Below are 23,075 nucleotides of genomic sequence, written 5' to 3'. Positions count from 1 at the left end.
CATTGATTTTATTATACCTATATAAGTGTAATATACAAGGTGCATAATGCTTGTTTTTTTTGGTAAGTAATTGGTTGTTTACTGTGATTGTTATGTAATCAATAGTGGTTGTATGGTTAAATATAGCAACATTTTAAATTGAGCTTAGAGGCGATTATGTTAGTAACATTTAGTAGTAAATCTTATGGTAATGTCACTATGTTTGGTGATGTTGCACACTCATTAATTACAATGATGGGGTTTACAACCGATGTACCAGGGGCAATAAGAGCAGAAGATGTCGCTTGTGCGTTAGTAAATTTAGAGGAAAAACTTGCACTGATAACGCAACAACAATCAGAAAATATAGTGCAAGAAATTGATAATGAAGACGAAAGCGAAACCGATATTCAAATTAGTCTTGATGTTCGAGCCGTTCCTCTTATCGATTTACTTAAAGCGGCGATTTCAGCAAAAAATTATGTGATGTGGGAATAAGACTTAAGGGCTTATTTTACTAAGTGTAATGGTGCAAATGGGTCATCGTCAGGATCATTTAACCATAGATATTCAGTATCGGCAGCAATGCGACGCGCAGTGGCATCACCGTATTGATGGCCAATAATCGCTAATGACATATCAAGACTCGCTGAGCTGCCTGATGCTGTAAAAATGTTATTACTATGCACCCAACGAGCAGATGTTTGCCATTGTATATTACGTCCAAACTGAGATACCCAGTCGAGGTGTTTTTGGGTCGTTGTTGCTGTGCAATTATTAAGTAGGCCAGCATTAGCAAGTAATGCTGCACCCGTTGAGGTTGAACATATAATCTGTTGCTGGGGCGCCACTTTTTTTAACCAATTTAAAATATGCTTATTATGGGTAGCAAATCGAATCCCCACGCCACCTGGAATAATCAGAATCCCTGCAGCAATATCGTCATTAAAACTGAGCATTGGTTGCAGGCTAATACCTTGCGTACTGCTAACGTTTTTACCGTCTATCGTGATTATTTGTAATTGGTAATATTCAGGTAATAAACCAAACATGTGTAATGGACCTAACGTATCAAGTAACTCAAATTGTTCAAAAAGCAAAACAGTAACAGTTTGTCGTGTGGCCATTTTATATACCTTGTAATAAAGATAATGTAATTAGTAATAGTCTAAAAAGTCATGTTTAGTTGTGTTGGAGATGATAATTTAGCTTTTATAATTGCATTATGAGGATAATGCTTGTTATTCAGCGGCGAATGATTACAATCAGCCCCCTGTTTAAAAATGGCTCAAAATATCAGCTGACACGATTATGAATAGAAAGAAAAAAATTAACGAAACGTTAAAAAAGAGAATGAAGAAGGCAAATGCTAAGCTAAACAAAAGCAATAAGCCTCGTTATATTTCTAAAGCAGAACGTGCCAAGCTTGATGAAGAAGCTGCACTGGTTACTGAAACTACAGATGTAACATCTGATACTACTATTGATAGTGAATCAGCTAGTTAATCAATAGAAAAAATGAAATTTATATCTTAAACAGAAATATGATTTTGGTCGTTTTTCTGTTTTTTCGCATTATACCTATCGTGACTGGTGGGATAATGCTTGCTTATCATTAGATGAGCAACTTATCTACGCGATTGTGCGTTTAATTTATACAAGAGAGATGCTATGAGTTTTGCCTCTTTAGGCCTATCCGCCCCAATTCTTGAAGCTGTTGCTAAGCAAGGCTACGAAAAACCATCCCCAATTCAAGCGCAAGCAATACCAGCGATTATCGAAGGCAAGGATGTCATGGCGGCGGCACAAACGGGTACAGGCAAAACAGCAGGTTTTACATTGCCACTACTAGAAAAATTATCTGGTGGTCAATCTGCTCGTTCAAATCATATTCGTGCACTTATTCTAACACCAACGCGTGAGCTTGCGGCTCAAGTGGGTGATAATGTTGCAAAGTACAGCAAAAATTTACCAATAAATTCAGCGGTTGTTTTTGGCGGCGTAAAAGCTCATCAACAAATCAATCGTCTACGTCAAGGTGCTGATGTTTTAGTTGCCACACCGGGTCGTTTAATGGATTTACACAGTCAGAATGCGGTTAAATTCCGTGATGTTGAAATTCTAGTGTTAGATGAAGCTGACCGTATGTTGGATATGGGCTTTATTCGTGATATTCGTAAAATTTTAGCGTTACTACCTAAAAAACGCCAAAACTTACTGTTTTCAGCGACATTCTCTGATGATATTCGTGCGCTTGCTAAAGGGTTAGTTAATAATCCGGTTGAGATTGATGTTAACCCACGCAACCAAACCGCTCCGACGGTTAAGCAGTGGATTTTCCCTGTCGATCAAAAGAAAAAAGCCAACTTACTAACTAAGCTGTTGAATGAGCGCAAATGGAAACAAGTTTTAGTGTTTACTAAAACGAAGCATGGCGCAAACCGATTAGCGACTCATTTAGAAAGCCGTGGTATTTCATCTGCTGCTATTCATGGAAATAAGAGCCAAGGTGCACGTACAAAAGCACTGGCGAACTTTAAATCAGGCGACGTTCGTGTACTTGTTGCAACTGATATTGCTGCGCGTGGTTTAGATATCGAACAATTGCCACAAGTGGTTAACTTTGAATTACCACATGTTGCTGAAGATTACGTTCACCGTATTGGCCGAACTGGCCGCGCGGGTTGTATTGGTGAAGCAATTTCATTAGTTTGTGCTGATGAATTTGGTGATTTGATTGCTATTGAGCGTTTAACCAAGCAAGTGCTAGATCGTGAAATTGTTGAAGGTTTTGAACCGTCAATCAATTTACCTGTATCACGATTAGATACGCGTCCATTAGTGTCTAAAAAGCCAAAGAAAGCACAATCATTTTCAGCGAATGGTGAAAAGCGTCCGCGCTCTAACGGCAAGCCTACAACGCGCCGTAAACCAACACCACGCAGTGATGATGCTCCGCGTACTGAAGGTGCAAAGCCAGCACGTAAGCCACGTCCTGCAAACGCTAAGCCTAAAGCAACAGATGGTAAGCCAGCAGCACGTCGTTACAATGATGAAAAGCCAAAGACTGACGGTCGTCGTGCTCCTCAACGTAACCGTAAGCCTGCAGCAACGACAGCAAGTTAATCTTGTGTCAGTAGTTTAATTGGTCGATTGAATCGATCTGATAAATAACCAGCGTGTATTGATGCATAATCATAACGCTGGTTTTTTTATTTCAAATTTGGCGTTAGCTTCTCAGTGACAACGTCACACAGGGAATAGCGTGATCGGTACTGTAACCATCTTCATCAAAGCTACTGTTAATTAAATGCTTATTTTCGGTGTGATAGTCACTGACTTCAAACAGTGAACCTAAGTATTGAGCATTAAATTCTTGTGATAATAAAATATAATCAAGCACTGAGGTTTTAGTGCCGAAATAGTGCGTTGGCGGGCGAGAAAGATTTGGCTGTTGAATGTTTTCGGTATATAGGCTCCAACTATCATAAAGTCGGTAATAACCAATTAAACGTTCTATCTCACTTTCAGACATGCCAAAAACGTTGCCTGCTATCAGTTGTTCTAGGCATGAGCTTGAGAGTTCATCATTGAAATCACCCATCAATAACATTGGACGAGTGCTAACTTCGCGCTGTTTTAAAATCGCTAACAATAACAGGTTGGCTTCTGTGCCACGTAACATTGCAGATCCCCAACTTCCTAATCGTTGACCTATAAACCGCGATAATGCGGTATCTGTTGGTAAGATGGTTTCAGGAAGTGGATCATCAAACAACGAACGCTTTGATTTGAAATGCGTGACATAGCAATCAGTTAAACCAATATGTGGAATATCAATAGTGGCACGTAAAGGTTGACGACTGAAATGAAATTCAGTTAAACCGAGTAATGCTGCAGCCTGTTGATCTGCATCAACTGGGGCAATGTCTACGATAGGATACTTGGATGCGATTGCAACAACAGGACTACGATAAATGAAATCGTCGATAACTGTTGGCGTATCAACAACAGCATAATAAGGATAACCTGCACTTTTTAGTAATGCTTGCAGGCTATCACTACTGAATACTTCTTGAAAACCAATAATATCAGGTTGGTTGTTAGTGACAAAGCGAGTGATCCACGCCTGCTTCTTATGCCATTGCTCGGTGGTGTAAATATTCTGAAAATCATAATAAGCCATTGGTGGCTCAAGATAATTTAATAAGTTAAAACTGGCAATTTTAACAGTAGATACAGGCACTTCATAAGAGGGTTGATTGATGTTTGGCACACTACACTCTCAGTAAATATAGCCAAAGTGCATAACTTCGGCTTTAAGATTACGCTACATTATTGATAAGTAGCATACCAGAGTGACAGCTTATTAACAGTGATGGTTGTTGATAACCACAATAAGTAGGTTATCGAAATAGTTTACTGATATTGGCTTTGGGCGTTTTCGCTAATTTTTGCATTAATGAAAAGGGAACATCGTTAATACCATATTGTTGTTTGATGTCATCAATCATGACAAGCCATAACCGAGCCGTCATTTCAGAATCGGCTAATGCACGGTGAAATACACCATCATGATGAATATGTTTATATTCCACTAACGTCCCCAGTTTATGATTAGGGGCATGTTGATATAAACGTCGAGCAATGAGCATTGAACATGCAAATTGATCGCTGTATTTACGGTCGATTAATTCAAGCTCGGCATTGAGAAAGCGTTGATCAAAAGAAGCATTATGGGCAACAAGATTGGCATCACCAATAAAATCAGCAAATTCAGCCATAACATCTTCACAGCAAGGAGCTGTACGAAGCATGTTATTGCTAATACCTGTGTAGTTTTCGATAAAATGGCTAATGCGAAAGCCAGGGTTCATTAATTGTTGAAAATGTGCCACAACATGGCCATCTTCAAGTTTTACCGCACCAATTTCTATTGCACGATCACCTTGTGTTGGTGACAGTCCTGTGGTTTCAAAGTCGAGCACGATAACGCTATTTGCAGAACGAGAACTTATCATTTTTAAATCTTTAGCTATAAGAAGGACAGTATTGTAGCGCTATCAATGACGTTGTAAATCATCGTTAGTCAATTTTATTTGACTTGTAATGGTGAAATTAACAACAAATGCATGCAAAATTACTGTCTTTTAAATCATATTTGCGGTTTTTATTCCCTGAGGGAATCATTACGGTGCTATTATTTAATGCCTAACGAACTCACCCTCTTGATTATGAGCTTATCAATCGTTCTATGAAAAAACATATCCGCTATCAAATCCGCGATCATAAGCAAGAAAAAGCGTTATTTATACGTCGAGCGATTCAAGCCTTTATTGCTATTATTATTTTAACCTGCGTATTAATTGGTAATCTTTATCATTTACAAGTGCAAGATTACAGTGAATATAAAGCACGTGCTAATAATAATAGTATTAAGCTAATTCCCGTTGCGCCTAATCGTGGCCGTATTTATGATCGTAATGGGGTGATATTAGCGGATAATATTCCTGTTTGTTCATTAGAAATTATTCCCGATCAAGTAAAAAACTTGCCGCAAGTACTAATTAAGCTGCAACAACTATTAGGGATCTCAGATCAAGATATTGCGGCGTTTAATAAAGCCAAACAACAAACTCAAGCTTTTAAACCGGTAGTACTTATTGCGCATATGGATAATAAACAAGTTGCTGTATTTTCAGTTAATGAATTTGAGTATCCAGGCGTTAATATTGATGCTCATCTCGAGCGTTATTATCCTTACGGTGCATCATTAACCCATTTATTAGGCTATGTTGGCAAAATTAATGATCGTGATATTACGGCGTTAAAAAAGAGTGGTAAATACGATAACTATAGAGCTTCTCGTAGTATTGGTAAGTTAGGTATTGAACATTATTATGAAGATATGTTGCATGGTAAAACAGGCTATGAAACCGTTGAAGTCAATAGCCATGGTCGGGTAGTAAGAACGTTATCTTATGTACCACCTGTTGCAGGAAAAGATATAAAATTAACCATCGATATTAATTTACAGCTGTATGCGCAAAAATTGCTGACGTTACAACAAAAAGATCCCACCACAGGCTTAATGGTCACCAAAGTACGGCGTGGCGCAATTGTGGCTATGAACCCTAAAAATGGGGCGATCTTAGCCATGGTATCTAGCCCAAGTTATAACCCTAACTTGTTCGTGAATGGGATTTCATCTAAAGCGTATACGGCATTATTAAATGATCCCGCTCATCCATTGATCAATCGTGACACATTGGGTTTATACCCTCCGGGCTCGACCGTAAAACCTGAACTGGCGGCTGCAGGCTTAACCACCGGAGTTATTACTGTTCACACTGTACGTAACAATCACGGTTGGTGGCGTATTCCTAATAGTAAAAGTCGTAAGTTTAGGGACGATAGAGTACAAGGTTTTGCAAATGTTGATATCTATAAAGCGATTGAAGATTCTGTAAACACTTATTTCTATCAAGTCGCTTATGGTTTAGGTATTGATCGGTTGTCGGCATGGATGACTAAATTTGGTTATGGTCAACATTCGGGAATTGATATCGATGAAGATTCTACCGGTACTATGCCGACTCGCGCATGGAAAATGGCACGTTTTCATCGACCATGGATGCAGGGAGATACTATACCGCTCGGCATTGGGCAAGGGTATTGGACCGCAACACCAATACAAATAGCTAAAGCGACTTCTGTGGTTGCTGAAGATGGTGTTGAACATCGGCCACATTTGTTGAAAGACATTATCGACGGTAAAACTCAACAGCCAGTGACCTTTGCTGATTTTAAACCGTTGACGTCGGTGCCTCAAAAAGATTGGGCGATCATTAAAAAAGGTATGGAGCTGGTGGTTGAAAAAGGAACCGCCAGTCAAATGTTTAAAAATATGCCGTTTCAGGTGGCGGGTAAAACAGGCACCAGTCAGGTGTACTCATTAAAAGATACTCAGCATTATGACGCTAATGAAGTGGCTGAGCATTTTAAAGATCATGCTTTATTTACTGGTTTTTCTCCTGCTAATGATCCGAGTATTTTAGTTACCGTAGTATTAGAACACGGAGGTTGGGGATGGCACGCTGCGCCATTTGCACGTGATATTATGGAGTATGTGTTAGTTAAGCCAACATTAAGTCCACAGCCAAATGAGTTAGTACAGCAACCATCGCCATCATTGGCAGGATTGACTGGTGCTGTACCACAGCCTCCAAAGTGATGAAAAATTAGTCGTAATATATAAGCTGTGGTGCAGTATTTGCTATTAGAATTTGTGTTCTGACGAGGTGTTGGACCATAAGTGAAGCATCGCTAATAATTCAGAGGCCATGTAGGGTTTACATAAAATATCGTCCATGCCAGCATTAATACAAGCATCGCGCTCAGCGGTTGTGGTGCCAGCTGTTAAAGCAATAATAGGCTTATCGAAATGCTGTTTACGTAATGCTTTCGTTGCACAATAACCATCCATAATGGGCATACGGCAATCCATTAACACAATATCAAAATCGTGTTGGGCGATAATATTTAAAGCGGCTTGCCCATTATCAACGATAGTGATGTCAATTTGATGTTTTTTTAACATTAGTTCAATGATCATTTGGTTAGTCTTTAAATCTTCTACAACCAAAATGCGTAATTGCTGTAATGCCTTATGCGATGCTGGAGAGGAGTGAGGTTGGGTATTATCAGTGATGCTAATTGCCAAAGGAATGGTAACTGAAAAGGTGGTACCAAGATCAGGTTCACTGATTAAGGTTATATTACCATCCATCTGTTGGCACAACTGCTTACAAATTGCGAGCCCTAATCCTGTTCCTTCATGGCTACGTTTACTTGAAATATCGACCTGACTAAAAGGTTTAAATAACTTATGTTGCAGTTGTTGTGCTATACCACAGCCACTATCTTTAATAGTAAAAATAAGACAATCGTCTACCCAATCAAATTTAGCATGTACAAATCCTTGCTGAGTAAACTTTATCGCATTGGCAATAAGGTTGACGTAAATCTGTTTAAGGCGATCTTCATCGCCACGAATAGATCGTGGAATATCAGTGCTATATTCAATCTTAAAATCTAATCGTTTCTCTAGTGCTCGGTGGGAAAATATATCCCTAAGCTTAATGACTAATAAATGGCTATCAAACGGCTTTTCGATTAGCTCTAACATGCCTGCGTTTATTTTACTGAAATCAAGTAAGTCATTAATAATCGCGCGTAGTAACTCTCCTGAATGGTTTAATGTCGTGAGCAATTTAGTTTGATTGGTATTTAATGGTGTGTCTTGTAATAACTCTGCAGAGCCTAATAAACCATTGAGTGGTGTGCGTAATTCATGATTGATCATCGCTAAAAAATCACGAGTAGATTGTTCAGAATCTTCCGCACGTTGGCGCGCATGAATGGCTTGACTCAGTGTGATTTGACGACCAATTGCGGAACGGAATAACTCACAAAATAGAGCTAAACGTTGTTGGATTGCTGCGATATTGATTTTTGGACTTGATATTTGGGCAGCAAAATAACCAACAGTACCGCGACTATTGGTAAGGGGGATCCAATAAAGGTGAGTATCGGTATCCCAAAATGAGACGTTATCATTAAGATCTGCTGGTGGTTGCCAGATTTGTTGCCGTCCACTGCAATAGTTGCCACTAATAGTAATATTTTCTATCGGCATAATAGAGATATGGCAGGCACTAATATAGCGACCATCAACCAAACTATCGATCAATTGTTGAATATTATGCTGAGAAGGGGCTTGTTTCAAAAATAACCGTGCATAGGTTAACAGCAAATTTTCAATTTTGGTTTGGTAGGCGAGTTGTTCTGAGTCTAATTCAGCTTGTAACCGTAGTTTTTTTAATGATGCTTCTAAAATATTATTGGTCGTGAAAAGCTCACGACTTTTTATTTCTAATAATTTTTCAGCCATTACTCGAGAAGCATGTTCTCGTTCTAACTTTCGCTCTAATAACATAATCTGGCGCTTGGCATCCATATTAGTCACCAGTGAGTGTTAATGAAAATCTTACGTGGTTTTGAGAGTCATTCATGGGTTGCATGGTAATAGTGAGTGACTGATTAAAATAATGTGCGCAGCCTTCAAGAAGCCCCATACAAACATGTCCCATACAACGTGCGGAATGATAGTCCATCGTCATGGTCGATTGTGTTTGATTACTAAAGATAAATTTAGGCGGTGTTGCATCAGGGTAGAGTTTTTTAACTTCGAGATGTATGTGTTGTTCAACTTTTCTAATAAAACTAAAGGTGTCATCTGCTTCAATATCTGGAATAGGGAGCGCTCCTAATAGTGAAGGGAAAACCAGTCGGCCATAAGTTTGTTGAAGCTGTGATGCAGAAATACCAGTAATGTTGCTTAAACTGATAATCAATTTAATGAGTTGACGATGATCATAACTACCGACAGCTGTATAAATACCGCTATCGTTAGCACCATCAAACATTTGCTGACTAATGTCTAAACCAAAGTTTTGCTCAACAATCGAAATAAACTCAGTAAAAATAATCCCTTTCATATCAGTCCTTGTTCGATTAATTTTTTATGCAACTAACCACTATAAATAAAGTTGTATTAGTAATTATGGCAGAGTTTATTAATGCGTCAAAAAGGAGTGCTAACAAGATTATATTTTTGAGTTATAGGTAATAAAAATATCAAGATACAATGTGATTGTATCTTGATAATAGATATTATTTTTGCAATATAACCGTTGCCGAGGCTGATTGAGCAAGAGCTAACAGATAGTACTCCATATCCTGAATTAGCTGATCTTGATTAAGTAATGGCAATGCATGTATATCACTGACTAAGGAGACTTTTTTACCTTCATCGAGATCGGTATAAATCATACCTGTTGCCGCAGGTTTACCTTTATAGAAACCGACATAAAGTTGTGCATTTGCATCCGCTTCAAACATTATTTGGGTGAGATACTCTACTAGTGCTTGTTGCTGTTCTTCTTGTTGCCAGTAGCTTGAATATACTAATGCATAGCGAATAGTCAGGGGATGACAATCGACAGGGTAGAAAGTTAACGATGATTCACTAGGAGAGATGACTGAGTCAACAACTTGCGTTGATAATTCAGAGTGTGCGAGTTGATACAGATGTAAACCTTTTTCACTTAATGGGGTTGGAAATTCAGCATCAGTAATATGGCTAGCCATCCACGCGTTTTTTAAAGTAATCAGTTTTTCTGTAATTAGTGGCATATCATCACTTCTTTTATTCAATTGTCGACACCATAACCTAAATTCACATAAGAAGGTATGCTATTTGATTGTTTTTGATTAAATGATTCGATATTTATATTACTTACAGGTAACGTATTCCTACCTGAAATATTACATACACTTGGTGAATAAAGTGATGGTTATTAGGTATAGGAACACTATATCATGTTGATTACGTAAATTTTAATGATAAATCGAACTTTGGAAAAAAGAGTCAAAATGAAAAAATTGTGGCTAATAGCGGGTATCAGCTTGATGTTGGTTGGATGTAATAGCTCTCACTCGACACCATCTCAGACAAATAATAATACTGCTGCGAATCCTGTACAATCGATAGCGAGTGTTGAGAAACAGCTTCCAGATTGGATTAAAGATAATACCGTCACCTCACCATTAGAGGCGATTGTTATGGGCGGGCATACCTATGATGCCGTTTCTTATTGTAAGCCTCATGATTGTGCTAGTGATTTTATGATCACCTTAACCGCAGATAATAATAAGAAATACTCGATGATTGTACATGTCAAAGATGTACCGGATGCACTGAATACTCCGAGTATTTATGCCTCTTATCAATATATTGGCGATCCTGATCAACAAGTGAAAAGTGTGTTTAACCAAGCCTTGAGCCAAAATCCAAATTGGCAATAAAGTCGCTGTTGTTATCAGTAACTAATTGTTAAATAAAAGAGTGTTTAGTGGTTGTGAACACTCTTTATTCACTAATAATAGCCCTTATCATTTCATCCACCTATGTTTGAGTAATATCTCATTTTGTACGTTTAGCATACTTTTTTTACTTACATATTATTAGAGCAACCTACCATATTTCGCGCTGAGAATAAAAGCAATATTGTGACGTGTTTTTACATGTGTTAACAATGTATTAACTCAAGATGAGTTGTGTGGAGTTCTGGTATCAATAACCAATGTTTGGCTGTTGAGTGCGTGGGAATGGAAGGGATCTTATTGTGAAAAAGATAAACAAAATAACATTAGCGCTATTTAGTGTGATGTTTAGCGGCAATATATATGCTGCTAACGGAAATATTGTTGCTTTTGTACCTGGAGAAACAAAAGTTAATAATGGCGATGTGGTTTCTTATAATGGTGAATGTTTCGTTGCAAAAAATAACCCAGGAGTATGGGAATCACCCAAAGTAAATTCATGGTTCTGGGAAGCTGCTGAGTGTTCAGAAGAGCCAACACTGAATCCAGATCCTGAGCCAGTTCCCGATCCAGACCCTGATTTAGGCGGTATTATTCCATTTGTACCAGGAAAGACAAAAGTTAATAATGGCGATATTGTTTCTTATGAAGGTCAGTGCTTTATAGCTCAAAATAGCCCTGGCGTTTGGGAAGCCCCAAGTACAAGTTCATGGTTTTGGGAATTAACAGAGTGTGCAGGTGAACCAGAGCCTGGAGTGACAGAGGTCGCAATTGTTTCACCAACAGCAAACCAAATTCTGACCGTTGATAAACCTTTCGTTATTCAAACTCGTATTGAAGGAAAGCTGGCATCAAAAGTTGAGTTTTGGGCAAATAATACTAAGTTGGCTCAAAAAACCGTTGATTCAAGCAATACACTATATTCACAAACATGGACACCAACAGATGCAGGTAATGCTGCAATCAAGGTGGTTGTGCTTGATAAAAACAATCAACAACTTGAGCAACAATCTGTTGCTGTAACAGTAGAACTTGCTGGTGGAACAGATTTTACCGCACCAGTGGTTAACTTTATGGCACCTGCGAATGGTGCAACGGTTAATGAAACAGACACCGTGTCTATTTCTGTTAGTGCATCAGATGCCGATAATGATTTATCTTCTGTGGTTGTTAATGCTAATAACCAACAAATTTGTAGTTTTGATGCTGCTGTCGATGCTTTTAGCTGTGATTGGAAACCAACCCAAACCGGTACTGTAACCCTTAATGCTGTTGCAACAGATGCGCAAAATCTTTCTTCTACTGCTTCATTAAAAATCACCATTAAAGAAGATATCGTTGAGCCACCAGTGCCACCCGTTGGCGGATTGTGTGAGGAGTTTAATGTTTATCCTGATTGGACTCGAGGTGATCACGCTGGCGGTGGCGATATTATGGTCCATAAAAATATCGCATATTCAGCGGTTTACTGGACGCAAACGTTACCAGGCAGCGATAGTTCGTGGCTACTGCATCTAAACTGTGATGGTTCCGAGCCAGGAACAGCACCAGTGCTTTCATTACCAAATCCAATGGATCCTGTTCGCCTAGAAGTCGCAGGTTGGCCAAACACATTTGTAGTAGCAAGCCCATCTACAGCTGCACCTGAAACAATCACCATTGCGACGGCGAACAGTGCTGATCTCGCCGATGTTAATAAGCTAACGGCTGCATTTGTTGCTGTTATTGAACAAGCGAATCAAGCCAACACAGCATCGGTTATCATTAGTAGTGATGTACTTGATCAAGCAACGCGTGATAAAGGCTTAGCGCTAGGTACGATTGAAGTGAAACAAGCATTAACCAATGCCATTGATATCACAGGCAGCAAGATTGATATTACCGCGGTTAATGCGCTAAGCAATGATGTTAAAGGCTGGGCGCAAGCACATAACTTGATCGTATCAACCGTTGCTCCACAAGCGCCATTTGGTTGGTCGTTATCAATTGGAGAGTTTGCGTTTGATACTCATTCTGGTCGTCAGTCAGTGTGGGATTCCGCCTCTATTTATAGCGCCGATCTATTAAAGACATTTGCGCTATATAAAGCAGATAGTACCACTAAAGCAGACTTTATTAGCTTTACGAAATCGAGTGCTACTGCGGCATTATCAGCTGATCAATGGCATAACGCGTTAGAGTACGTCAAGCAAGTCAGTGATTATGTTAATACGCCAGCGATGTTGGCTGAGATATCAACATCTCAAGCTGCTAACTACTTTATGGGTAATACAACCGCAGAGCAGAAAATCCGTAAAGCGGCACACAGTAATGTGTTTGCGATTTTGTTTGACGACAATAACGCTAACTTAACCGCTAAGATTGAAGCTTATCAAGCTGCCAAAGTACCGCTATATTATGTTGGTGAAGAGCTAGAAAAAGGCGCATTGACTCGTATTGAAGCATTAAATCAACAGTTATCTAACGCTGCTGATGTGATGGATAATGAAGCTTTCTTATATGAAACACCGCAATCACAGTGGGTACCATCTACTGTGTATAAGTGGAATGATTTCCTTGATGGCTTAAATGCAATGCACAACATTGGTGTTGCTGGTAATAAGTTCTGGCTCCTGACCGATGAAGTGGATGATGCCACCAATATTATCTACGCTAAAGTCGCTATTGCAGCTTTCTTAGCCCAAAGTATGCAAGAGACAATTCGTTATAACGCCTGTGATGAAAATAACTGGTCTGAAGTGAAATACGGTGCGCCAACGGATTATCCGATGACGGCAAGCTGTGGTCAGTTGGGGCAGAAATACGCAGATTACGGTGTTAACCCTGTATCAGGCTTAGATTACGCTTACTCTTGTCCTCGTGATAATAAGATGGAAGTTAGTGCTCTAACGCATGCGAAGTGGTACGGTGCGCCAGCGCCAGTATTTGCAGCACCAGATGCGGTATTAGAAGAGCGTGGCCTGCTAGTTAACGGACATGTTGGTCGTTGGACGAATAATGGTCACTGTAATGACGTGCCAGAAAGCGTTGATACTTCAAAACAAGTGTGGGAACGTGGTGAGTGTAAGATTTACGTTGGTCAAAAAGCGGGTACATTCTTATGGGATGGCAGCAGTAAAGACAGCGTTGAAGGTTGTGGTTGGTGGGGACGTGGTGTAATTCAAACTACTGGTCGTCAGAACTTCGGTACCCTTAACCATTACTTAGGTCGTTCACACGTTGATCCATCGACAATTGGTAAAACTATTGATGGGGTAACTGTTGAAGCACCGCCAGCGAACCCTCTGTATGCCGATCTTGATTTCTGTTCAAATCCAGGCTTGATCTGTAGCTCGGAAGAGAACAAAGAAATTAAGTGGATTGCAGGCTTATTCTACTGGGTAACATCAGTACAAGCCTACTCAAATGACGGTGGTCCATACGAAGGTTGGAACTACTACAACGAACTGAAAAAGTATGTTGATGGTGGTTTAACTGGCACTGCGTTCATTGATGATGTATCAGGTATTGTAAACCGTGGTTGTCCTGATTCAACCTGTTCAACGGGTGATGTGCATAACGTTAAAGAGCGTCAAGATAACTTTAAGTTAGTACTACAGAAGTTAGGTCTTAATCCACAATAATGATTAACGAATAGTTCTGGTTTACATTCAATTATTGGTAAACATAAGCTGTAAATAATCAAGAACCCTGCTGTTGAAGTAGGGTTCTTTTTTTGTTAGCTTTCAAAAAATGCCGAGTGGTAGCCAACCTCACCTGTAGGAATGTTATTTGCGAGTGCTTTCGCCATAAAGTACTCAGCAGGGACACCAGCGAATGTTAAATTTGGCTGTGACTCAAACCCAAAACGCGCATAATATTGTGGCTCACCAAGCAATACCACACCCTCAATGCCTTGTGCTTTTAGTTGCGATAATCCGAAATGAATCAGCGCACTACCAATACCTTCGCCTTGGCGTTCAGGTGTGACTGATAGTGGACCTAATCCATACCAAGTTGATTGGTCACCGTTGATTAAGATCGGAGAAAAAGCAATATGGCCGATAATGTTGTTATCATCTTCGCAAACTAAAGAAAGTGCCAACATGTTGGCTTTCCGTAGTCTATCAACAATCAGATGTTCGGTTGGTTTTGCCCCTGGTTCATGGTGGGGGTGGTTTTCAAATGCACAATACGTTAATGCGGCAATGTTTTCTTTATCTGATGCTTTTTCTGCTCTAATTTCCATGCGTTACCTTTTGTTTTTTAATACAAATAAGTGGTATCCGTATTCACCTAAGTATTGATCGTGAATGTGGATCTCTTGACGTAAATCATTAACTGCGTTTGATTTATAATCGTTATCATCAATGTCATTAAGTTTTTGTTTTATTGGAACTAAATAATTCAGCCATGATTTCTCGCTTTGGGTAAAACTGGTGATGACCTCATAGCCTGCATTTATGATGTCAGTCGTTCTTTGTTGTTTTGAGGTCATGTCGGGATAATTTTTCTGCCAAAACTCATATGCTTCAATGCTAGGAGTCTCGGTCAACCATACCAAGTCACTTATGACTACGTAGCCATGCGGTTTGAGAAATCGCTGCCATTGTTTCAGTGCATTATTGACTCCCATGATATAAGCACTGCCTTCAGCCCAAATTACATCAAACTGTTGTTCTTCAAATGGCATTGCCATCATGCTGCTACAACGGGTTGTAATACGTTCGTTAATTGGTTGATGTTTTATCTTTTCTTTTAAACAGCTTAAGTGATATTCATCGTTATCCAGTGCCGTTAGACTAAAACCAGAATGGTGTGCTAGTAGGCAGGTTGTGAGCCCCTTGCCACAACCAACGTCTAATGCGTTGCCAGTGTTAATAGGTAAGGCATGTAGGGCTTGCAGCGAGTCATCATCGTCGCTAGGGCCTAGTCGATCCAGCCCATAAAAAATACTTTCAAAATCAGCCATATACTGCTCATGTTCATTGATGTTTTTTGATAGCCATTTGAGTCTTAATGCTTCTTTTTCATTGAAGCCTTGTTGTTTAAGCCATTCTAAATGCGCTAAAGGAGCGGTACGTTCAATAGTTTCATGCCAATTACATGAAGCGTTCATTCCTAGCATTGATGAGAGCAATTGTTTAGCGTGCTGTTTCGTAGCTATTTCTTGCTCAAGTACTTGCAACCTATCCATTAACATGTCGCGGTTTATTTTACCGTCAAGACAAGACTGACATTCTTTAAGGGTGAGTCCACCTGCTTGTAATTGCTGTAACAATCTAATGCGCTGGAGATCGTTATCAGAATAATACCGATAGCCATTGGTTTGTCTTTTAGCCTTAATTAACCCAAGTTTTTCGTAATAAAGCAGTGTTGAGCGACTTAAATTTACGTGCTGGGCTAATTCAGAAATATGGTACATAAAGGAGTCCTCTCAACAGATTCGGCATCATAAACTATAAAGCTTTAGACATGTCAAGCCCCAATGAATAATAAGGCCATTTTATCTATCAGAATGAGTGTAATAGGGGATAGTGAGAGAAAAATGAGGTGTTAAACAATGGCGGAGAGCAGATTGATATCCGCCATGTATTATAAAGAGCTGTTATCAAACATGAGTAATGATGGTTTCTGCATTGTTCACGCGGTGGCGCTCAGCATAAATACCATCTTGCGCGCGAGGGCCACAACCAATGATCATGGTGATTTCATCTTGAGAGTTTAAGCCTAGCAGTTGTTTTACCCGTTTAGAATCAAAACCTTCCATAGGGCAGGTGTCGTAACCTTCAGCACGCATTGCGGTCATAAACGTCATTGCCGCAAGAGAGGTACTTTTATGTAAACATACCCGTAAATCTGCTTTACTGACTTCGCGCATCATCGGCTTGTTACGGCCTAAATACGTCACAATTACCTTACGAGCGATACCAAAAATACCAAAGCGATCATTACGATATAAGAACGGGATCAGCTTTTCATAATATTTAAGTGCTCGTTTTGAGGTGGCATCTTCACGGCCTTCAAACGCCTGTCGTACTTGCGCCGCATTCATTTTAGTACGCTGTTTCCACTTATAAGGCGTGGTAGTGATGACAATTAATTCGCGTGCTGTTTTGGCTGCATTTTGGCCCATACATAACTTAGCTAATTGCTGGCGTTTATCGCCATTTATCACTCGATGAAATTGCCATAGCTGCATGTTGGAACTATTAGGCGAAAGCACCGCTAATTCAAGTGCGCGTTGTACAGCATCATGATCAAAAGTACTATTAGCGTCATATTTACGCACTGAACGACGGCTATGGACTAATGCTGCATATTGTTCAGCTTTGGAAACTTCATTTGGACGTGGAGTAGGTTCAACAGACTTGGACTGCTGTTGCTCTGGTGTTTCTATCATGGCAAAACAACCTATTTATCGATAAAAATAATTGTTCATATTTCTACCTGTTATTGGCTTGTTAAGCAAGTGGGTGACGGTTTTCTAAGTCGCAAATTGCTCTATAGAAGAGAAGAGGACAGCCATAACATTGCACATCAACTATCAGCGACTACAATTAAGCTTCAAGTTGCTTATGGTGAAACCAATGACAATCTCAAGACGCAAATTGATCGAGCCTCAAATTACACCTTTTTACCATGTGATTAATCGCTGTGTACGGCGTGCGTATTTATGTGGTGACGATCCCTATAACGGCAAGAACTATCATCATCGTCGCGGTTGGATAGTAAATAAAATCAAACAATTAGCATCTGTCTTTTGTATCGATGTGTGCGCTTATGCGGTGATGAGTAACCATTATCATTTGGTACTGAAAATAGATACTGAACAACAGCAAAAGCTAACGCCGAAAGCGGTAATATCGCGCTGGTTGCAGCTATTTAATGGTCATCCTATTGCGGTCAATTTCTTAAAAGAAGGACAAGTAGGCGCAGAAAAACAGCAGGCGTTATCAAATTTAGTCACTGAATGGCGGCAACGATTAGGCAGTATCAGTTGGTTTATGCGCTGCCTTAATGAGGAAATAGCACGAAAAGCCAATAAAGAAGATCAATGTAAAGGCGCGTTTTGGGAAGGGCGATTTAAGTCTCAAGCATTGTTGGATGAAAAAGCATTGCTATCGTGCATGATGTATGTTGATTTAAATCCTATTCGAGCTGGCGTTACACCGTCACTAGAAAAATCAGATTACACCTCCATTCAGCAACGGATCTGTGAATATCAGCAGCCTATAACCATCACTAAACAATCACCATCAAAGAGTGGTCATTTTCAATTATTACCCTTTGTTGGCGCAGAACATCAGGCTAAAACGGCAGGAATAAACTTTGCCTTTGCCGATTATCTTGAACTTATCGACTGGACTGGTCGTTGTATTCGTGAAGATAAACAAGGTTTTATAACATCTAATCAGCCAAAGATTTTACAGCAATTGGGAATAACGCCAGACGCTTGGATTGAGCATAGTGAACAATTTATGGAGCGTTACACTAATGTAAGCGGTAAGTGGTCCAGAATGTGTGCTTTCAAACAACATGCAGGTGGACACTGGTGCAAAGGAAAATCAGCGAGTCACCAGTTACATCCTAACTAAAGTTAACTTATTTATAATCGAATGAAAATACCGCAATAGCAGTTAGGGTTGTGGGTATTGTCGATCGTGAAATATGATAATAGCGGTTATTTTACTAATAAATTAAATAAGAAGCGGTCATTTTTACAGTAAAAGCATCTTCTGTTGGCGAAATAGATTAATTCTTTAGAAACTTGATTGCAGAATAAAATATATGGCTGTCCACAATTCTGCTTTTATAGATCTGTAAATGAAAGAGGAAAAACACTGAGGTTAATGAATGGCTTAGGGGGTGGTGATAATCATTTTATGAGTATATTTTTATCTGTATGTAACTTAAATCATCAAATAAAGACGTAATGCGGGTGGTATTGGAACAGTACTGAGTCTTAAAAGAGGAAAACTGGCTGATATCATATGGGTATTACATCAGCCAGCGTTATTAATGATCACTCAGGAGTCATAATATGTTGGGGGAACTTATTAAAGACAATGTTCATTAACCTTGTCAGTACATTAACGCCGTAAAGTAAGCATGTGTATTTTTACTCTGTAGTCGTACGTTTTTGTTTTGACAATGCCTATTTTAAGTTAAAGTAGAAAAGTTAAAAGAGCATAAATTAATAAATAAGGTTCCCCTTTTATGAGTGGTCAACGGCTTAAATTGCAATTTCAGCGTCTTTATAATCACTTCGGCGGCGATAGCATTGAGACTAATTTGCAAGATATTGCAGAAGTCTTATTTTGTACTCGACGTAACGTACGCATGGTGATCAATAAAATGGTGTCTGAAGGTTGGATCGATTGGCAACCTGCAGTGGGGCGAGGAAAACAATCTCGACTTATTTTTAATAACACAGACAGTGAGTTACAGCTTAATCATGCGCGAAAATTAGTGGCAGAAGGGAAGCTGGAACCAGCGTTAGTTACCTTAGATCATAATGCTGAAAAACTGGTGCAATTAATTCAAGAACAACTCGGTATTTCACATCATCAAGGTAAGCAAATTGTTCGTTTACCTTATTATCGCAGCTTTGAAAATATTACCCCATTAAAGCCATTACGTCGTTCAGAGCAACATTTGGTAAGACAAATTTTTAGCGGATTAACACAGCTAAATGAGGAAAAAGGGGAAGAAGGAACTGTTGTTGGTGATATCGCTCACACATGGGAAGCTATTACACCACGTCATTGGCGATTCTACCTTCGACCTGCAATTCGCTTTCATGATGGGCATTTGTTAGATAGCCACGATATTTTTGCGACCTTTGCTAAGGTAAAGCAATTGTCATTGTTTGCTCATATTGATGAGGTTACTTCACCGTTTAGTAATATTATTGATTTTTATTTATCGCAAGACGATTATCACTTTCCTGATTTGCTCGCCAATACAAATGCCATGATCCAGCCAGCGAACCATGCATCATTGCCCGATTATGAGACTTTTCCTATTGGTACAGGGCCTTATAAAGTGGTGGTGAACGATAAACAGCGCTTTAAATTGGAAGCTTTTGAGCAATATTTTGGTTTTAGAGCGTTAACTGATGTCGTTGAAGTATGGATTTTAAATAGCTTCGCCGCCTGCTATTTACAGCCTACAAGCAGCGACACGTTGGAACACAATATTCATATTTCATCACGTCTATCGATGGATCAAGGCTGCACATTTTTATTATTAAATCGTATTTCAGGTTTAGCACAACAGGCTGATTGGTTGAATTATTTTCAGTCACGTTTGTATAGCCTTAATGTGATGCGTGAAATGGATTTAACTCAAGTCGGGGATTTTAAATTATTCAATGCTTATGGCTTATTGCCAGGTTGGATCCATACGCAGCAATTGCCTGAGCCTGTGGTTATTCCAAATAAAAGGCTAGTGACATTGGCTTATCAGCAAGAGCATCCTATTTATCCTTACGTTGCCGATTTGATTGAGAAATTGTTAGCCAAAGATGGCATGCGACTAAAAATCATAGAGTTGAGCTATGAAGATATTATTCTTGGTAAGCAGGTCGAAAAAATTGATATTTGGCTAAATGGTATGAGCCTTGGTAGTACCCGTAGTGATGCGATTTTGTCATGGCTGCATAATTTTGATCATATTCAACGTGTTATGCCTACTAATGAGTTTAAACAGTTGCAGCAGGTGATCAGTGAATGGCGTTCAACGCCTAAAAGGGCATTTCCCAGTGATATTATTGGCCAAACGTTGTCGCAAACCGGACAAACGATCCCTTTATTCCATAACTGGCTAGGTGTCGATGATAGTGTCCAGCTACAAGGGATGGAATCGAACTTACTCGGTTGGTTTGATTTTAAATCGGTGTGGAGCAAACCTCAAAATACCTAACCGTTACAGCTTAATACCTAAGATTTAAATGTTGCTGAGCTGCCATAAAAGTGACATGCAAATCAATTAAATCTTGGCTTTGTTGCTGCCATTGTGATTGTGGCTGACTTTGGCAAAACTCAAGTAATGTGACAATAACGGTATCGAGTTTTTTTAATCCCCAGCGTTTAGTGGTAGCACTCTGAAGCGGATCGCAGACTAAAGCCTGTAATTTGGCGTAGGGGAGTTGAATATAAGTAAAGGCAAGTTGCGGTTGTTGATGGTGATAAAACTGACAGATTTTTTGGCAACCATCAAGCCAATACGCAAGGGCTTCTTCTTGTTGATGGACGTTGGTGTTATTGATCTCAGACATTGTAAATATCGCTGATGGTGTGGTGGTAATAATAGCAATAAGCGGAGGTATATTATTGGGGTTGTCTTCACGATACCACGCTTTAATTGTGGCTAGCCATACTGGTATATTATCCATATCATCGTCCTTGGCTGATTGCGGTTACAGTTATGTTGTAGGTGGATTTGTTTATTGTTACCTGTACTTATAAGCGTAGCTGATATGCGCTATTTGGGGAAAATTATTAGATATCGTTTATGGGGTTGTGATGAATATCAATCTTTGTCATAAAGCCCATATCTATGAGTGAATGATATGGGCTAATTCGTCGTTTAATCAGTTATAAGCGTTTATAAAGCACTTTTTAATGCAGCGATAAAAGTATCAATATCATTTGTTGAAACATCGAGATGGGTAACAAAACGCATTGGATTACCACCGCTAATTAAAATGCCTTGTTGCTTTAAGGTATCGATTAATTGAGCTTGATCGATATGCTGATCTACTTTAGCAAATGCCATATTGGTTTGAATATGATCAAGGTTTACGCTAAAGCCTTCAACACTATTTAGTTGCTCTGCTAAATAACGCGCGTTGCGGTGATCATCAGCAAGACGTTCAACATTTTCTGTTAATGCAAGTTTACCTGCCGCAGCAATAATTCCTGCTTGACGCATACCACCACCGAGCACTTTACGCCAGCGACGGGCTTTTGCGATTAAGGATTTATCGCCTAATAATAAAGAGCCGATAGGTGCGCCTAAGCCTTTTGATAGACAAATCGTAAATGAATCGAAGTATTTAACAATGTCTGTAATATCAACATTCATTGCTACCGCAGCGTTATAAACACGTGCGCCATCTAGGTGCATTTGTAAGCCGTGTTGATCAACAAATTCACGTGCTTGCTGAATATAGGTAAGCGGTAACACTTTACCGTTAATGGTATTTTCAAGGCTAAGTAGCTTAGTGCGTGCAAAGTGAGGATCGAGTGGCTTAATTGCGGCGCTGAGTTTCGCAAATGGAATACTACCGTCGGGATCATTCTCTAAAGGTTGAGGCTGGATTGAACCCAATATAGCCGCACCGCCACCTTCAAATTTATAGTTGTGTGCTTGTTGGCCACAAAGGTATTCATCACCACGCTCACAATGTGCCATCAGTGCAAGTAAGTTAGCTTGCGTTCCGGAACTACAATAAATTGCTGCCTCAAAGCCATGCCGATCAGCTGCCCACTGTTCAAGATCATTAACTGTTGCGTCATCACCATAAACATCATCACCAACAGCAGCTGATGCCATTAACTGACGCATTTTTTCTGATGGGCGAGTTACTGTATCTGAGCGAAAATCTATCATTTATTATTATCATCCTATTGGGCTTTTCCATTATAGATTTTTAATATATCACTCCATTATTTGAAGAATCTATAGTAGTTGTGACTTTTTATAGGGGTAATGATGAATGAATAAGAAATTGAATGTATTAAAAGAGTGATAAAAAATTATAAAAACTGCTCTAACATCAATTTATGAATCTACACTTATTAAAGCTATGTGGCTGGGTGCACAACACTCGATTTTATAAGAAACAGGGAGAGATCTGTAATGCTAGTGGAACAACGAAATTTTACGTTATGTGGTAATCAACAAGGTAATGCTTGTGTAAGAGTGATTCCTACAGGGAAGTTAGAAGTTATTATTGCTGATGATGAATCTTTATGTGAAGCAGAATTTTCACAATTATGGTTTAACAAAGCAGGCATGAAAACATTATTAGTATGCCGTGAACAAGAGCAGGTCTGTTGGCAATTAGATCTTACTAATAAAGATGCCAAAGAGCTTGAATGTTTAATTGAATCAGCACAGGAAGAGTTTGAAATTCTGATGCGTGCGTTGTAGGTTCTAGG

General features: G+C 39.3%; 20 protein-coding genes. 9 read left to right on the top strand and 11 right to left on the bottom strand.

Features of this window, described 5'->3' with window-relative positions:
• Positions 1-156 precede the first annotated feature (156 nt).
• Entirely contained in the window at positions 157-477 is a 321-nt protein-coding gene (locus tag G6R09_RS00660; protein ID WP_065167631.1) for a DUF1840 domain-containing protein, read from the top strand.
• 11 nt (positions 478-488) lie between these two features.
• On the opposite strand, the gene G6R09_RS00655 is transcribed toward G6R09_RS00660, so the two are convergent.
• Positions 489-1,106 (bottom strand): DJ-1/PfpI family protein, encoded by a 618-nt coding sequence (locus tag G6R09_RS00655; protein ID WP_065167630.1) that lies wholly within the window; start codon positions 1,104-1,106, stop codon positions 489-491.
• A 184-nt stretch (positions 1,107-1,290) separates the two neighbouring features.
• On the opposite strand from G6R09_RS00655, the gene G6R09_RS00650 reads away from it, so the two are divergent.
• The gene (locus tag G6R09_RS00650; protein WP_163920018.1) at positions 1,291-1,485 is read left to right on the top strand and encodes a DUF2986 domain-containing protein; all 195 of its coding nucleotides are present in this window, start codon (positions 1,291-1,293) and stop codon (positions 1,483-1,485) included.
• 165 nt (positions 1,486-1,650) lie between these two features.
• The gene (locus G6R09_RS00645) at positions 1,651-3,105 is read left to right on the top strand and encodes a DEAD/DEAH box helicase (protein WP_065167628.1); all 1,455 of its coding nucleotides are present in this window, start codon (positions 1,651-1,653) and stop codon (positions 3,103-3,105) included.
• Between the two features lie 103 nt (positions 3,106-3,208).
• On the opposite strand, the gene G6R09_RS00640 is transcribed toward G6R09_RS00645, so the two are convergent.
• Together G6R09_RS00640 and G6R09_RS00635 are read right to left on the bottom strand one after the other, a co-directional pair.
• Entirely contained in the window at positions 3,209-4,255 is a 1,047-nt protein-coding gene (locus G6R09_RS00640; protein ID WP_240345676.1) for an endonuclease/exonuclease/phosphatase family protein, read from the bottom strand.
• Positions 4,256-4,385: 130 nt separating this feature from the next.
• Positions 4,386-5,000, bottom strand: a complete 615-nt coding sequence (locus G6R09_RS00635; RefSeq protein ID WP_065167626.1) for a PolC-type DNA polymerase III — start codon at positions 4,998-5,000, stop codon at positions 4,386-4,388.
• A 233-nt stretch (positions 5,001-5,233) separates the two neighbouring features.
• On the opposite strand from G6R09_RS00635, the gene mrdA reads away from it, so the two are divergent.
• Complete coding sequence (gene mrdA / locus G6R09_RS00630) at positions 5,234-7,213, top strand: penicillin-binding protein 2 (RefSeq protein ID WP_163920017.1); 1,980 nt, start codon at positions 5,234-5,236, stop codon at positions 7,211-7,213.
• Between the two features lie 45 nt (positions 7,214-7,258).
• Here mrdA and G6R09_RS00625 read toward each other — a convergent pair whose 3' ends face one another.
• From G6R09_RS00625 to G6R09_RS00615, 3 genes are all read right to left on the bottom strand, one after another.
• The gene (locus G6R09_RS00625) at positions 7,259-8,998 is read right to left on the bottom strand and encodes an ATP-binding protein (protein ID WP_065167624.1); all 1,740 of its coding nucleotides are present in this window, start codon (positions 8,996-8,998) and stop codon (positions 7,259-7,261) included.
• 1 nt (position 8,999) lies between these two features.
• The gene (locus G6R09_RS00620) at positions 9,000-9,539 is read right to left on the bottom strand and encodes a heme NO-binding domain-containing protein (protein WP_065167623.1); all 540 of its coding nucleotides are present in this window, start codon (positions 9,537-9,539) and stop codon (positions 9,000-9,002) included.
• A 175-nt stretch (positions 9,540-9,714) separates the two neighbouring features.
• The gene (locus G6R09_RS00615; protein WP_240345675.1) at positions 9,715-10,257 is read right to left on the bottom strand and encodes a hypothetical protein; all 543 of its coding nucleotides are present in this window, start codon (positions 10,255-10,257) and stop codon (positions 9,715-9,717) included.
• Between the two features lie 219 nt (positions 10,258-10,476).
• Between G6R09_RS00615 and G6R09_RS00610 the strand changes: the two genes are divergently transcribed.
• A complete protein-coding gene (locus tag G6R09_RS00610) occupies positions 10,477-10,908 on the top strand; it encodes an Ivy family c-type lysozyme inhibitor (RefSeq protein WP_065167621.1) in 432 nt (143 codons plus the stop codon).
• Between the two features lie 320 nt (positions 10,909-11,228).
• A complete protein-coding gene (locus G6R09_RS00605) occupies positions 11,229-14,549 on the top strand; it encodes an Ig-like domain-containing protein (RefSeq protein ID WP_163920015.1) in 3,321 nt (1,106 codons plus the stop codon).
• 95 nt (positions 14,550-14,644) lie between these two features.
• On the opposite strand, the gene G6R09_RS00600 is transcribed toward G6R09_RS00605, so the two are convergent.
• The 3 genes from G6R09_RS00600 to G6R09_RS00590 all read right to left on the bottom strand — a co-directional run bounded on the left by G6R09_RS00600 (position 14,645) and on the right by G6R09_RS00590 (position 17,308).
• Positions 14,645-15,154, bottom strand: a complete 510-nt coding sequence (locus G6R09_RS00600; RefSeq protein ID WP_163920013.1) for a GNAT family N-acetyltransferase — start codon at positions 15,152-15,154, stop codon at positions 14,645-14,647.
• Positions 15,155-15,157: 3 nt separating this feature from the next.
• On the bottom strand, positions 15,158-16,330 hold the full coding sequence (locus G6R09_RS00595) for a MerR family transcriptional regulator (RefSeq protein WP_163920011.1): 1,173 nt from the start codon (positions 16,328-16,330) through the stop codon (positions 15,158-15,160).
• A gap of 186 nt (positions 16,331-16,516) precedes the next feature.
• Positions 16,517-17,308, bottom strand: a complete 792-nt coding sequence (locus tag G6R09_RS00590; RefSeq protein ID WP_163920009.1) for a nitroreductase family protein — start codon at positions 17,306-17,308, stop codon at positions 16,517-16,519.
• Between the two features lie 187 nt (positions 17,309-17,495).
• Between G6R09_RS00590 and G6R09_RS00585 the strand changes: the two genes are divergently transcribed.
• Positions 17,496-18,503 carry a transposase gene (locus tag G6R09_RS00585; protein ID WP_163920007.1) on the top strand — a complete coding sequence of 336 codons (1,008 nt, stop codon included), beginning with the start codon at positions 17,496-17,498 and terminating at the stop codon, positions 18,501-18,503.
• A gap of 622 nt (positions 18,504-19,125) precedes the next feature.
• A complete protein-coding gene (locus tag G6R09_RS00580; RefSeq protein ID WP_163920005.1) occupies positions 19,126-20,832 on the top strand; it encodes an SgrR family transcriptional regulator in 1,707 nt (568 codons plus the stop codon).
• A gap of 10 nt (positions 20,833-20,842) precedes the next feature.
• Here the strand turns inward: G6R09_RS00580 and G6R09_RS00575 are convergent, their stop codons facing one another.
• Positions 20,843-21,304 (bottom strand): hypothetical protein, encoded by a 462-nt coding sequence (locus G6R09_RS00575; protein ID WP_163920003.1) that lies wholly within the window; start codon positions 21,302-21,304, stop codon positions 20,843-20,845.
• 212 nt (positions 21,305-21,516) lie between these two features.
• Positions 21,517-22,521 (bottom strand): low-specificity L-threonine aldolase, encoded by a 1,005-nt coding sequence (gene ltaE / locus G6R09_RS00570; protein ID WP_202906638.1) that lies wholly within the window; start codon positions 22,519-22,521, stop codon positions 21,517-21,519.
• Positions 22,522-22,773: 252 nt separating this feature from the next.
• On the opposite strand from ltaE, the gene G6R09_RS00565 reads away from it, so the two are divergent.
• Positions 22,774-23,067 carry a hypothetical protein gene (locus G6R09_RS00565; RefSeq protein WP_065167572.1) on the top strand — a complete coding sequence of 98 codons (294 nt, stop codon included), beginning with the start codon at positions 22,774-22,776 and terminating at the stop codon, positions 23,065-23,067.
• The last annotated feature ends 8 nt before the right edge of the window (positions 23,068-23,075 follow it).

The organism is Photobacterium sp. Alg240-V54 (assembly GCF_900537155.1).
In the GTDB taxonomy this organism is placed as follows: Bacteria; Pseudomonadota; Gammaproteobacteria; order Enterobacterales; family Vibrionaceae; genus Photobacterium.
This window is presented reverse-complemented; position numbering and strand designations above follow the sequence as displayed.

Bases quoted from the DNA above. Each gene is read 5' to 3' on its own strand.
- G6R09_RS00660 (WP_065167631.1), top strand. From the start codon at position 157: ATGTTAGTAACATTTAGTAGTAAATCTTATGGTAATGTCACTATGTTT.
- G6R09_RS00655 (WP_065167630.1), bottom strand. From the start codon at position 1,106: ATGGCCACACGACAAACTGTTACTGTTTTGCTTTTTGAACAATTTGAG.
- G6R09_RS00650 (WP_163920018.1), top strand. From the start codon at position 1,291: ATGAATAGAAAGAAAAAAATTAACGAAACGTTAAAAAAGAGAATGAAG.
- G6R09_RS00645 (WP_065167628.1), top strand. From the start codon at position 1,651: ATGAGTTTTGCCTCTTTAGGCCTATCCGCCCCAATTCTTGAAGCTGTT.
- G6R09_RS00635 (WP_065167626.1), bottom strand. From the start codon at position 5,000: ATGATAAGTTCTCGTTCTGCAAATAGCGTTATCGTGCTCGACTTTGAA.
- mrdA (WP_163920017.1), top strand. From the start codon at position 5,234: ATGAAAAAACATATCCGCTATCAAATCCGCGATCATAAGCAAGAAAAA.
- G6R09_RS00625 (WP_065167624.1), bottom strand. From the start codon at position 8,998: ATGGATGCCAAGCGCCAGATTATGTTATTAGAGCGAAAGTTAGAACGA.
- G6R09_RS00620 (WP_065167623.1), bottom strand. From the start codon at position 9,539: ATGAAAGGGATTATTTTTACTGAGTTTATTTCGATTGTTGAGCAAAAC.
- G6R09_RS00610 (WP_065167621.1), top strand. From the start codon at position 10,477: ATGAAAAAATTGTGGCTAATAGCGGGTATCAGCTTGATGTTGGTTGGA.
- G6R09_RS00600 (WP_163920013.1), bottom strand. From the start codon at position 15,154: ATGGAAATTAGAGCAGAAAAAGCATCAGATAAAGAAAACATTGCCGCA.
- G6R09_RS00595 (WP_163920011.1), bottom strand. From the start codon at position 16,330: ATGTACCATATTTCTGAATTAGCCCAGCACGTAAATTTAAGTCGCTCA.
- G6R09_RS00590 (WP_163920009.1), bottom strand. From the start codon at position 17,308: ATGATAGAAACACCAGAGCAACAGCAGTCCAAGTCTGTTGAACCTACT.
- G6R09_RS00585 (WP_163920007.1), top strand. From the start codon at position 17,496: ATGACAATCTCAAGACGCAAATTGATCGAGCCTCAAATTACACCTTTT.
- G6R09_RS00580 (WP_163920005.1), top strand. From the start codon at position 19,126: ATGAGTGGTCAACGGCTTAAATTGCAATTTCAGCGTCTTTATAATCAC.
- G6R09_RS00575 (WP_163920003.1), bottom strand. From the start codon at position 21,304: ATGGATAATATACCAGTATGGCTAGCCACAATTAAAGCGTGGTATCGT.
- G6R09_RS00565 (WP_065167572.1), top strand. From the start codon at position 22,774: ATGCTAGTGGAACAACGAAATTTTACGTTATGTGGTAATCAACAAGGT.